The 11,606-nt window shown below is 64.3% G+C and carries 9 protein-coding genes; 1 reads left to right on the top strand and 8 read right to left on the bottom strand.

The window, feature by feature from the left end; all coding sequences use genetic code 11:
* Nucleotides 1-23 precede the first annotated feature (23 nt).
* The 7 genes from HU748_RS09150 to HU748_RS09120 all read right to left on the bottom strand — a co-directional run bounded on the left by HU748_RS09150 (nt 24) and on the right by HU748_RS09120 (nt 8,216).
* The gene (locus HU748_RS09150) at nt 24-200 is read right to left on the bottom strand and encodes a hypothetical protein (protein WP_186667497.1); all 177 of its coding nucleotides are present in this window, start codon (nt 198-200) and stop codon (nt 24-26) included.
* Complete coding sequence (locus HU748_RS09145; protein ID WP_186667498.1) at nt 197-1,309, bottom strand: PepSY-associated TM helix domain-containing protein; 1,113 nt, start codon at nt 1,307-1,309, stop codon at nt 197-199. Before HU748_RS09145 ends, HU748_RS09150 begins: the two co-directional genes overlap by 4 nt.
* 115 nt (nt 1,310-1,424) lie before the next feature.
* Nucleotides 1,425-3,857 (bottom strand): TonB-dependent siderophore receptor, encoded by a 2,433-nt coding sequence (locus tag HU748_RS09140; RefSeq protein WP_186720144.1) that lies wholly within the window; start codon nt 3,855-3,857, stop codon nt 1,425-1,427.
* 106 nt (nt 3,858-3,963) lie between these two features.
* Nucleotides 3,964-4,920, bottom strand: coding sequence for a FecR domain-containing protein (locus tag HU748_RS09135; RefSeq protein ID WP_186720142.1), 957 nt, complete (start codon nt 4,918-4,920; stop codon nt 3,964-3,966).
* A complete protein-coding gene (locus HU748_RS09130; protein ID WP_186667501.1) occupies nt 4,917-5,435 on the bottom strand; it encodes an RNA polymerase sigma factor in 519 nt (172 codons plus the stop codon). Before HU748_RS09130 ends, HU748_RS09135 begins: the two co-directional genes overlap by 4 nt.
* Before the next feature lie 136 nt (nt 5,436-5,571).
* Nucleotides 5,572-6,282, bottom strand: coding sequence for a 3'-5' exonuclease (locus tag HU748_RS09125; RefSeq protein ID WP_186667502.1), 711 nt, complete (start codon nt 6,280-6,282; stop codon nt 5,572-5,574).
* Nucleotides 6,279-8,216, bottom strand: coding sequence for a putative nucleotidyltransferase substrate binding domain-containing protein (locus HU748_RS09120; RefSeq protein ID WP_186709400.1), 1,938 nt, complete (start codon nt 8,214-8,216; stop codon nt 6,279-6,281). The genes HU748_RS09125 and HU748_RS09120 overlap by 4 nt, the downstream gene beginning before the upstream one ends.
* A 216-nt stretch (nt 8,217-8,432) precedes the next feature.
* On the opposite strand from HU748_RS09120, the gene HU748_RS09115 reads away from it, so the two are divergent.
* Complete coding sequence (locus HU748_RS09115; RefSeq protein ID WP_186709396.1) at nt 8,433-8,876, top strand: response regulator; 444 nt, start codon at nt 8,433-8,435, stop codon at nt 8,874-8,876.
* Between the two features lie 145 nt (nt 8,877-9,021).
* Here HU748_RS09115 and HU748_RS09110 read toward each other — a convergent pair whose 3' ends face one another.
* Nucleotides 9,022-11,199, bottom strand: a complete 2,178-nt coding sequence (locus HU748_RS09110) for a malate synthase G (protein ID WP_186720140.1) — start codon at nt 11,197-11,199, stop codon at nt 9,022-9,024.
* Nucleotides 11,200-11,606 lie beyond the last annotated feature (407 nt).

The raw sequence follows: 11,606 nt of genomic DNA, 5'->3' as shown, positions 1-11,606 counted from the left end.
GGTGGACGCGTTAGCCGATTACCTCATCGTCGCGACAGGCCACGCACCGCAAGGAGCGCCGGTAGGCCCAGCCCCATCCAGGACAGCACGTCCCAGGCGCCATCACCGAGCAAGGCCGCGAACAGCCCTGCAGCACTCAGGAGGGCGATGGCGGTCGGCCAGGCGAAGATCCGCCGAGTGCTTTGCGAGCGGTGGCTCATGTCCGCACCTCGCGTGGCTTGCGCTGCTTGCCCCACCACAGGTACAGGCCGCTGAGCAGGACTACGATGGTCAGCACATCCAGTGCCGCCCAGAGGATCTGCATCGGCCGGCCGCCATAGTCGCCGAAGTGCAGCGGCTGTGACAGGCCCATGGCGTCCATGTACCAGGGGCGATCGCCGACTGCGGTGACCTCCAGGGTACGGGCATCGATCAGCACCGGGGTCAGCAGGTGCGAGGTCAGGTGTGTCGCGCCTTTCATGAACACCGCGTAGTGGTGCTCGCTGGAGAAGCGTGTACCGGGAAAAGCGATGAAGTCCGCACGCATGCCTGGTGCGGCCTGTTCGGCGATCTGCAGCAACTGCGTGGCAGGCGCGCGCTCGATGAGCGGCGGGGCATCGCGGTAAGGCGCGACCATCGCCGCCAGGCTGTCGTTGCGCCAGGCCGCGATGACCAGGTCGGACAGCGCGCTGATCACCCCGGTGACACCGACCACCAGCGCCCAGGTCAGGGTGACAACGCCGATCAGGTTGTGCAGGTCGAGCCAGCGCAGGCGTCGCGACTTGTCGGTGCGGACCGTGGCGAACTGCAGGCGCCGCATGAACGGGGCATAGAGCACCGTGCCTGACACGATGGCAACGACGAACAACACGCCCATGGCCGCCAGCAAGAGCTTGCCGGGCAGCCCGGCGAACATGTCCACGTGCAGGCGCAGCATGAACATCATGAAGCCGCCATTGGCGGCGGGCATGGCCACCGCTTCGCCAGTGCGGGCATCGAGCATGAAGGTGTGCGAGGCGTTGGGCTCGGTGCCGGCGGTGGCTGCGGTGATCGCCACCACACCGTTGCGTTCATCCTCGTCATAGCCGAAGTACTGCATCACTTCGCCGGGGCGGTGTTGTTCGGCTTTCAGCACCAGCTGCTGCAGGTCCAGGTGCGGGGTGTCGGCGGGCATCTCGCGCAGTTCCGGGGCATCGCCGAGCAGGTGTTCGAGTTCGTGGTGGAAGATCAGCGGCAGGCCGGTCAGGGCGAGCAGCAGCAGGAACAGCGTGCAGATCAGGCTGGTCCAGGTATGGATCGCCGACCAGCGGCGGATGGTTTGGCTTTTCATCAGGGTTGCAGCCTTTGCAGCTTGTGCTGTCTTTTAGGACGCAATGGCGGGGCAAGCCCGCTCCTACAGGTACACCACAATCCTGTGGGAGCGGGCTTGCCCCGCGATGCGCCACTCAGAACTTGTAGTTGGCGCTGACGACTACGCTACGCTGGTCGCCGTAGTAGCAGTAGAACGAATCGCAGGTCGAAATGTAGTCCTTGTCCAGCAGGTTGGTGGCATTGACTGCCACCGAAGCGCCTTTGAGGCTGTTGTCCAGGCGGCCCAGGTCGTAATGCACCGAGGCATCGAACACGGTGTAGGCCTTGGCCTTGCCGAGGTAGGTGTTGCCCTGGTCGCCGTAGGTGTTGCCGGTGTAGCGCGCACCGCCGCCGATACCGAAGCCGTCGAGCACGCCGCTGTGCCAGGTGTAGTCGGCCCACAGCGAGGCTTGCTGGTTGGGCATCAACTGCAGGCGGTTGCCTTTGAACTGGCCGTCCTGCACTTCCGATTTCGCCAGGGTGTAGGCCGCGATCACCTTCAGGTTCTCGGTAACATCGGAGATGGCCTCGAGCTCGAGGCCACGTACCTTCACCTCGCCGGTCTGGCTGGTGACGGTCACGTTGCCGATGTTGTTGGTGACCGCGACGTTTTTCTGTGTCAGGTCATACACCGCGGCTGTCAGCAAGGTGTTGGAGCCCGGTGGCTGGTACTTGACCCCCAGCTCCCACTGCTTGCCCTCGGTCGGCTTGAGGCTGTTGGTCGGGTCGATGTCGGCCTTGCTGCTGGGCTGGAACGACTCGGCATAGGACAGATATGGCACGAAGCCCGAATCGAAGACATAGCTGATCGCGGCGTTACCGCTGAACTTCTTGTCGCGCTGGGTGTTGGTTGCATCGCCCTTGTTGAAGAACTTGGTGCCGGTATGCACCCAGTCTTCACGTCCGCCCAGGGTCAGGCGCCAGTTGTCGAGGGCCATCTGGTCCTGTACGTAGAGGCCGGTCTGTCGGGTTTTCTGGTCGTAGTCGTAGAACGCCGTGGAGCGATCCGGACGGGTGATGGGCAGGCCATACACCGGATTGTTCACGTTGATCGCCGGCGCACTACCAAAGATAGCCAGGTAGTTGTTGTTCATGCGCTGGTGATCCAGACCGATCAGCAGGGTATGGCTGATGGCTCCAGTGTTGAAGTTGCCCTGGAAGTTGTTATCGACGGTGAACTGGCTGATATCCTCGTCGACATTGGTGGTACCGCGCCCTGTGTTGCCCTGATCGTCCACCACCATCCCGAAGGTCGGGTTGTAGCTGTTGACGGTCACGGTCTGGAACGACAGGTCCGACTTGGTGTAGCGCAGGTTCTGGCGGAACTGCCAGACATCGTTGAAGCGGTGCTCGAAGGCGTAGCCGACGGCGTAGTAGGTGCGGTCGTAGAAGTCGTAGTCCGGATCGCCCAGGTTCTTGTGGTGCGAGATCTTGCCGAACGGCATGTCGATCTTGGTGCCCTGAATCGGGTAGAACTGACTGGTAACGCCAGTATCGTCGCGGGTGAACTGGCTGAGGAAGGTCAGCGAGGTGTCCTCGTCGATGTTCCAGGTCAGGCTTGGGGCGATGTTGTAGCGTTTGTCTTCGATGTGGTCGATCTGCGTGCCGCTGTCGCGGATCACACCGCTGACGCCATAGAGGAATCGGCCTTCATCGTCGATCTTGCCAGTGCTGGCGAAGTTGATCTGGCGATGGTTGTCGCTGCCGTATTGGACTTCGATCTCATGCGCGGCTTCGGCTTGTGGGCGGCGGCTGACGATGTCCAGCAGGCCGCCGGGCGGGGTCTGGCCGTAGACCGATGACGCCGGGCCGCGCAGCAGGGCCAGGCGGTCGAGGTTCCAGGTTTCCGGCTTTGGGTTGGCGTAGACGCCGCGTGGCAGTGGCAGGCCGTCGAGGAACTGGGTCGGCTCGAAGCCACGTACACGCATCCAGTCGTAGCGGGTATCGCTGCCGAAGCTGGCGGAAACGATGCCCGGCATGTACTTCACCGCGTCATCGAGGCTGTGCACGCCGCGGTCGCTCATCTGCTGGCGGGTGGCAACCGAGATCGAGCGCGGGGCCTCGACCAGTGCGGTGTCGGTCTTGGTGCCAGCAGCGGTGCGCTTGGCCAGGTAGCCATCTACCGGGCCCCAGGCGCTTTCGCTGTCGCTGGACGCGTTCACGCTGGTTTCCGGTAGCGCCAGGCTGCCTTCCGGGACGGCGACCAGGCTGTAGCTGCCTGCGCTGCCCTGCTGCAGTTGCAGGCCGGTGCCACGCAGGGCGGCCTGCAGGGCGCCGATGCCATTGAAGGTGCCACGGACCGGTGCCGAGGTCCGCCCGCTGGCCAGGCTCGGGTCCAGGGCCAGGGCGATGCCGGCCTCGCTGGCGATCCGGTTCAGGGTGCCGGCCAGCGGTGCACTGGGCAGGTCGTATGCCCGCACGCTGGACTGCTCGGCAGCCAGCAGCATGGGGCTGACCAGGGGGGTGGCAAGGCCGATGGCCAGGGCCATCAGGCTGGGACGCAGGTAAGACTCGACAGCACGGGACATGCAGTGGCTCCTAGACGGATAAGTGCTAACTGCTTCCTTGCCGAGCGAGATTTGGAAAGTGACAGGGGCTATTTGAAAAAAGTTTGCCTGCACGGCTTCGCTGGATTCAGCGAGGCCTTACCGTCACCCACCAGGGCGTCCGCTGTTCGATCTTCACCGGCAGTGCCGGCACCAGCGAGGCCAGTGCCAGATCGATATCGGTCAGCGGGAAGCTGCCGGTCACGCGCAGGTTGGCCACCTCATCCGACACCCCCAGGTGCCCGCTACGATAACGACCGAGCTCGGCGACCAGGTCTGCCAGGCGCACGTTGTCTACCACCAGCATGCCGCGGGTCCAGGCGTCGGCTCCGGCGCTGACTGGACCTACCAGGCCGAGGCCGTTGCTGTGCATCAAGACTTGCTGGCCCTCGTTCAGCACCTCTTCGTTACCCGTGTTGCGCGGTTGCGCAGCAACCTGGGCCTGCAGCACCTCAAGGCGTGTGCCGGCGGTTTCGCGTTTGACCAGAAAGCGCGTACCCAGCGGGCGCAGTCGGCCATCGTCGGTGCGTATCCACAAGGGGCGCGGATCGTCGTGGCCGGTTTCCACGGAGATTTCCCCCTGGTGCAGCACGATCACCCGCTGTTCGCCCGCGTAGTCGATGTCCACTGCGGTATGGGTGTCCAGGCTCAGCAGCGTGCCGTCCTCCAGGCGCAGGGTGCGCAGCTCGCCGGTTCCGGTACGTTGATCGGCCAGCCAGTAGCTGGGCGCCAGCGATGGGGCGCCGACCCAGGCCAGCAGACCACCGAGCAGGAACATCCCGGCCAGCCCGCCGCCGAGTTTGCCAACCCGCTGACGCAGGCCGGCGCGTGATTGCAGCAGGGCGTGGCGGGCGGGGCCTGCAGCCGCGCCCACGCGTTGATCGAGCATGCCGAGCTGGAACCAGGCGCGGGCATGCTCCTCGCTGGCGGCGTGCCAGCGCGTGAATTCGTGGCGCTCATCGGCCGTGCCGTCGCCGCCCTCCAGGCACAGTTTCCAGGCGATGGCGGCTTCCAGGACCTTGGCCGAGACCGGCGTATTGCTCACGTCGGCTCCCCGTACAACGCCACGTAGCACTGACGCATGCCTTGGGCGATGTACTGGCGCACCCGCGACACCGACACCCCCAGGCGCTCGGCGATCTCGGCATGGCCCATGCCGTCCAGGCGGTTGTACAGGAACGCCGTGCGTGCCTTGCTCGACAGTTTGCACAGCAGGCGGTCGATGGCCTTGAGGTCTTCGAGGATCAGGTGCTGGGTCTCTGGCGAAGGCTGCTCGGCTTCAGGCAGCAGCGACAGCTCGGCAAGGTAGGCCTGCTCCAGGGCGGCACGCCGGAAATGGTCGAACAGCAGGCCCTTGGCCACGGCGACGAGAAACGCCCGGGGTTCGCGAGGCGTGATCAGTTGCTCGCGGCCGAGCAGGCGCACGAAGGTGTCCTGGCTGAGGTCTTCGGCGCGCTGGCGGCAGGCTGTGCTGCGCTGCAGCCAGGCAAGCAGCCAGCTGCGGTGGTCGCGGTACAGGCTGCCGACCAGCTCGGCATGTGGGCTGTGCGCAGACGACAAAGGCGTTCCCCGGGGAAGAATGCGTTATATAACGATAATGATTCGCGATTGTGGCAGAGGAGGGAGGGGGGATGCAATTGACGCTGGTCAGAATGCCAGCAGGAGCGGATTTACCCGTGAAACGATCACCATCTGCCTACAGGCCATGGCTGTGCACAGCCCGCCGCCGCCACTGCCTCAGCCGCTGTTCCAGTTGCAACGGGCTGTCCAGTTGCTGGCGTCGTGCCTGGCTGAACAGGATCAAGGCCAGTTCGGCGGTGACCTGGGCGTCGGCGCTGGCATGATGGCGCGCCTGTACCTCGAGGCCGAAGCGCGCCACCCAATCGTCCAGGCTTGCTTCACGCAGCACCGTGTCGGGGTTGAGCATAGGCGCCAGTTCCGCCACGTCGATGAACACCTGCTGCAGACGATGGCCCAGGGTGTCCTTCAGGGCGCGGGCCAGCATGCCCTGGTCGAATGGGGCGTGGAAGGCCAGCACCGGGCTGTCGCCAATGAACTCCAGCAACTCGACGAAGGCTTCGGCCGGGTCGGTACCCGCCGCCAGGGCGCTGGGCCCCAGGCCATGGATCAGCACACTGGCGTTGGTTTTCTGCTCGGGACGCCGCAGGGTGCGTTCGAACTGGCGGCCCAGGTCGATGCCGCCGTCCTCGATGGCCACGGCCCCGATCGACAACACTTGGTCGCGATTCAGGTTGAGGCCGCTGGTCTCCAGGTCCAGTACCACCCAGCGCTGCTCGCGCAGCGTCTGCATGCTGGACGGCATCGGGCGCGGCAGCAGCGCCAGGCGCTGGCGCAGGTCGGCGTCGAGAGTGGGCGGGTTGGGGCGCAGCCAGGCGAACAGCTTCATAACTGGTACCGCTGCGCCAGGCTGCTCTGCAGGCGCTGGGCCTGGCGCAGCGATTCACGCAGGATGCGCCGGTCCAGATGGTTGAGGCTGTCCGGGTCGACGCGGTTGGAGTAGGCCAGGTTGTCGCGACTCTGGCGCTGGTGCTGCTGCATGCGGGTCTGCTGGATGAAGTGATAGGCCTCTTCGAAGGCGGCGCCGTCGAGGGCATCGATGACGCCCTTGGCCACCAGTTGGCGCAAGCGTTCCAGCGTGTTGTTGGCAGCGATGCCGTTGGCCAGGGCGAGCAGGCGGGCGCCATCGACGAAGGGGGTCAGGCCCTGGACCTTGAGGTCGAGGGTGGCAGCCTTGTCGTTGCCCTGGCGGGTCAGCACGAACTCGCGCAGGCGCCCGACCGGCGGGCGCTGGCGCAGGGCGTTGTCAGCCATCATGCGCTGGAAGATGCGGTTGTCGGCAACCTGGGCGAGGATGCCCTGGCGAAGCGCTTCGCAGCCTTGCTCGTCGCCCCAGACCACGCGCAGGTCGAAATAGATGCTTGAGCCCAGCAGGTTTTCCGGGCTGGCTTCGCGGATGAAACCGGCAAAGCGCCGTGCCCATTCGGCACGCGACAGGCACAGCTCGGGGTTGCCGGCCATGACATTGCCCTTGCACAGGGTGAAGCCGCACTGGGCGAGGTTGTGGTTGATGTATTGCGCCAGTGGCAGCAGGCGCGCGCGGATGGCATCGGCTTCGGCGCTGTCGCGGGCCTCGAAGAGAATGCCATTGTCCTGGTCGGTGTGCAGGGTCTGCTCGCGGCGTCCTTCGCTGCCGAAGCACAGCCAACTGAACGCCACGCCGGGGTCGCCGCGTTCGGCCAGCGCCAGTTCGATGACCCGGCACACGGTGTGGTCGTTGAGCAGGGTGATGATCTGGGTGATCTGCGTCGAGGAAGCGCCATGGGCGAGCATGCGCTCGACCAGTTGGCCGATCTCGCCGCGCAATGCCACCAGTACCTCCAGGCGCGGCGCGTGGCGGATGGTGCGCGCCAGGTGCACCAGGTCGACCCGCTGCAGGGAGAACAGGTCGCGCTCGGACACCACCCCACACAGGCGACCGTTGTCGACCAGGCAGACATGCGCGATATGCCGCTCGGTCATCGCCATGGCGGCATCGAATGCGCTGGCCTGGGGGCTGAGGTAGAACGGTGCGGCGGTCATGTGCCGGTCGATCGGTGCGCTGAGTTCGGCGCTGGCGTCGGCGACCACCTGGCGCAGGTCGCGCAGGGTGAAGATGCCGATGGGGAAGCGCTGCTCATCGACGATGGCAATGCTCCCCACCTGTTGTTCGTGCATCGACCTTACCGCGTCGCGCAGCGGCGTGTCGGGCGTGCACACCACCGGGTGACGCATGGCCAGCTCGCCCAGCGGCGTATTGAGCGAATACTGCGTGCCCAGGGTTTCCACGGCGCGCTGGCGCACCTGCTGGTTGACCTGGTCGAGCAGGCTGCTGACGCCACGCAGGGCGAAGTCGCGAAACACACCGGACAACGAGAACACGCGGATGAACGCCGCCTTGTTCAATTGCAGGCAAAAGGTGTCTTCGCCGGCCAGGTGTTCGGTGCGCGTGGCCCGTTCGCCGAGCAGTGCGGCCAGGGGGAAGCATTCGCCGCTGGCGATCTCGAAAGTGGTTTCCACGCCGGGGCCGGTGACATGCTGGCGCTCGCCCATCACCCGGCCCTGCTTGACGATGTAGAAGTGTTCCACGGGTCCGTCGGCAGGCTTGATGATGCTTTCGCCGCTGGCATAGAAACGCAGTTGGCACTGTTCCACCAGGTAGGCGAGGTGGCCCTGTTCCATCTGGTTGAACGGCGGGAAGCGCTGCAGAAACTGCAGCGTCCCCTGGATATTCTGCAGCACCGCTGTCCTGCCGGCCTGGGTGTAGGCGTCCTTTTTGCTCATGAAGCTGACCGTATCGCTACGCCGAACTATATATATCTATCTATAGGTATCGGCTTTGTTGTTTTCGGCCTCCATGGTCGGCTGGCGGCCCGTGGATGCCCATTGGACGTAAGTCTATCGGTGAGAGTCGCTGTCAAGGATCCGACGAAAGGTGGGTAGGCTACGCCGGTTTTCGCGGTCCTAAACCTAGCACGAGATTTTTTTGACGAGATGGCCATGGCTGAGCATGACGAAATACTGAGTGACGCCGAGCGCGAGGCGTTGGCCGTGGTGAGCGCGCCAGTGGCGCCCAGGCCGGTGGTGCTGGTGGTGGACGACAACCCGGTGAACAGCGAGGCCCTGAGCCTGTACCTGAAAAGCCGTGGCATCGACTGCATGGTGGCCGATGGTGCGCAGGAGGCGATGTTCAAGTTGCACTACGAACCGCGCATCGCGCTGATGATCACCGATCTGCGCATGGAGCCCGAGGATGGCCTGGAGCTGATCCGGCAGATTCGCGACTCGGACCGGGCGGCGTTGTCGATCATCGTGGTCTCGGGCGACACCGATGTAAAAGAGGCGGTGGACGTGATGCACCTGGGGGTGGTGGATTTTCTGCTTAAACCGGTGGATCTGGGAAAATTGCTGGAGTTGGTGAAAAAAGAATTGAAGATCGAGTAATGCAGGACTAGGGCTGCTTCGCAGCCCAATCGCGGCACAAGGCCGCTCCTACAGGTACGGCGCAAGCTTCGAACCTTGCACTGTGCCTGTGGGAGCGGCCTTGTGCCGCGATTGGGCCGCAAAGCGACCCCGTCGTAGATGTAACTTACAGCCCGTTACGCGCCTTGAACTCGCGACGGCGGCGATGCAGGACCGGCTCGGTGTAACCGTTCGGCTGCTTCGCACCTTCGACGACCAGCTCGACCGCGGCCTGGAACGCGATGTTGTCATCGAAGTTCGGCGCCATCGGGCGGTACTGGGCGTCGCCCGCGTTCTGCTTGTCGACCACCGCCGCCATGCGCTTGAGGCTTTCCAGCACCTGCGCCTGGGTGACGATGCCATGGCGCAGCCAGTTGGCCAGCAACTGGGCGGAAATGCGCAGGGTGGCGCGGTCTTCCATCAGCCCGACGTTGTTGATGTCCGGCACCTTCGAGCAGCCCACGCCGTGGTCGATCCAGCGTACGACATAGCCGAGGATGCCCTGGGCGTTGTTGTCCAGCTCGTTGCGGATTTCGTCGGCCGACCAGTTGGTGTTGGCCGCCAGCGGAATGGTCAGGATGTCGTCCACCGAGGCCGGGGTACGCGAGGCCAGCTCGCGCTGACGTGCCTGGACGTCGACCTTGTGGTAGTGCAGCGCGTGCAGGGTCGCGGCGGTTGGCGAAGGGACCCAGGCAGTGTTGGCGCCGGACAGCGGGTGAGCGATCTTCTGCTCGAGCATCGCCGCCATCAGGTCAGGCATGGCCCACATGCCCTTGCCGATCTGGGCACGGCCTTGCAGGCCGGTGGCCAGGCCGATGTCGACGTTGTTGTTCTCGTACGCGCCGATCCACTTCTCGCTCTTCATGGCGCCTTTGCGCACCATGGCGCCGGCTTCCATCGAGGTGTGGATCTCATCGCCAGTGCGGTCGAGGAAGCCGGTGTTGATGAACACCACGCGCTCGGCTGCCGACTTGATGCAGGCCTTGAGGTTGACCGTGGTACGGCGTTCCTCGTCCATGATGCCGACCTTGACGGTGTTGCGCGGCATGCCCAGCAGGTCTTCGACGCGGCTGAAGATCTCGGCGGCGAACGCCACTTCTTCAGGGCCGTGCATCTTCGGCTTGACGATGTACACGCTGCCGGTACGGGTGTTCTTGCGGCTGGTGTTGCCGTTGAGGTTGTGCAGAGCGATCAGGTTGGTGAACAGGCCGTCCTGGATACCTTCGGGAACCTCGTTGCCCTGGGCATCGAGGATCGCCGGGTTGGTCATCAGGTGACCGACGTTACGCACGAACAGCAGCGAACGGCCGTGCAGGGTGACGCTGCCGCCGTTGGGCGCTGCGTACTCGCGGTCGGGGTTCATGGTCCGGGTGAAGGTCTTGCCGCCCTTGCTCACGCTTTCGGCCAGGTCGCCTTTCATCAGGCCCAGCCAGTTGCGGTAGACGACGACCTTGTCGTTGGCATCGACGGCGGCGACAGAGTCTTCGCAGTCCATGATGGTGGTCAGTGCCGACTCCATCAGGATGTCTTTCACGCCGGCGGCGTCAGTGCTGCCGACCGGGGTGCTGGCGTCGACCTGGATCTCGAAGTGCAGGCCGTTGTGCTTGAGCAGCACGGCCGTCGGTGCTGCGGCGTCGCCCTGGAAGCCGATCAGCTGGGCGTCGTCGCGCAGGCCGCTGTTGCTGCCGCCCTTGAGGGCGACGACCAGCTTGCCGGCGTCGATGCGATAGCCGGTGGAGTCGACGTGGGAGCCGGCAGCCAGGGGCGCGGCTTCATCGAGGAAGGCGCGGGCGAAGGCGATGACCTTGTCGCCGCGTACCTTGTTGTAGCCCTGGCCTTTTTCGGCGCCGCCTTCTTCGCTGATGGCGTCGGTGCCATACAGTGCGTCATACAGCGAGCCCCAGCGGGCGTTGGCGGCGTTCAGGGCGAAACGTGCGTTCATCACCGGCACCACCAGCTGCGGGCCGGCCATGTGGGCGATTTCTTCATCGACGTTTTGCGTGGTGGCCTGGAAATCGTCGGCTTGTGGCAGCAGATAGCCGATTTCCTGGAGGAATGCTTTGTAGGTCGCGGCGTCGTGGGCCTGACCCTGGCGTGCCTGGTGCCAGGCATCGATCTTGGCTTGCAGCTCGTCACGCTTGGCGAGCAGGGCTTTGTTCTTTGGAGCGAGGTCGTTGATGATCTTCTCTGCACCGGCCCAGAACTGCTCGGCGACGATGCCGGTCCCTGCAATGGCTTCGTCGTTGACGAAGTCGTACAGGACCTTGGCGACCTGAAGGCCACCGACTTGAACGTATCCAGTCATTGCTTGCCTCACTCTGCTCAGCTATTTCGCTCTTCTGTATTAAGCCTGTAGCGCTTCTCTAAACACGCGGCCAGTACATGCCCTCGTCATGCAGCCCGAGCGCGGCTGGGTGCGGCCTGCCAGACAGGCTGGCGGGCGATTCGCGTATTTTCACAGGCGCCTTGGCAGACATCCAAACGACGTTTTGTAGTCCGCGCTGGCGCATACTACATGATGCAGTAGGCGGGTGAACATCAGACTAAAAGCGTCGTTGTGCGACCTATTGGTCGCATCGGGTCACGCTGGAAGGCAGTATGTTCGCAAAAAACCTGTGGATTGTTCCAGATAAATCTCTAAACGGTACACGATTTGTTGCGTGGTCCGCCCTGCGGCAGGTTGCCGCGCCTTGCCTATACTGATTCGATGCC

It is taken from the genome of Pseudomonas sp. RW3S2, assembly GCF_014268955.1.
Lineage (GTDB): Bacteria > Pseudomonadota > Gammaproteobacteria > Pseudomonadales > Pseudomonadaceae > Aquipseudomonas > Aquipseudomonas wayambapalatensis.
Note: the sequence above shows the minus strand (reverse complement) of the source record. Positions and strands in the feature narration are given on the sequence as shown.

Bases quoted from the DNA above. Each gene is read 5' to 3' on its own strand.
- HU748_RS09150 (WP_186667497.1), bottom strand. From the start codon at position 200: ATGAGCCACCGCTCGCAAAGCACTCGGCGGATCTTCGCCTGGCCGACC.
- HU748_RS09145 (WP_186667498.1), bottom strand. From the start codon at position 1,309: ATGAAAAGCCAAACCATCCGCCGCTGGTCGGCGATCCATACCTGGACC.
- HU748_RS09140 (WP_186720144.1), bottom strand. From the start codon at position 3,857: ATGTCCCGTGCTGTCGAGTCTTACCTGCGTCCCAGCCTGATGGCCCTG.
- HU748_RS09125 (WP_186667502.1), bottom strand. From the start codon at position 6,282: ATGAAGCTGTTCGCCTGGCTGCGCCCCAACCCGCCCACTCTCGACGCC.
- HU748_RS09120 (WP_186709400.1), bottom strand. From the start codon at position 8,216: ATGAGCAAAAAGGACGCCTACACCCAGGCCGGCAGGACAGCGGTGCTG.
- HU748_RS09115 (WP_186709396.1), top strand. From the start codon at position 8,433: ATGGCTGAGCATGACGAAATACTGAGTGACGCCGAGCGCGAGGCGTTG.
- HU748_RS09110 (WP_186720140.1), bottom strand. From the start codon at position 11,199: ATGACTGGATACGTTCAAGTCGGTGGCCTTCAGGTCGCCAAGGTCCTG.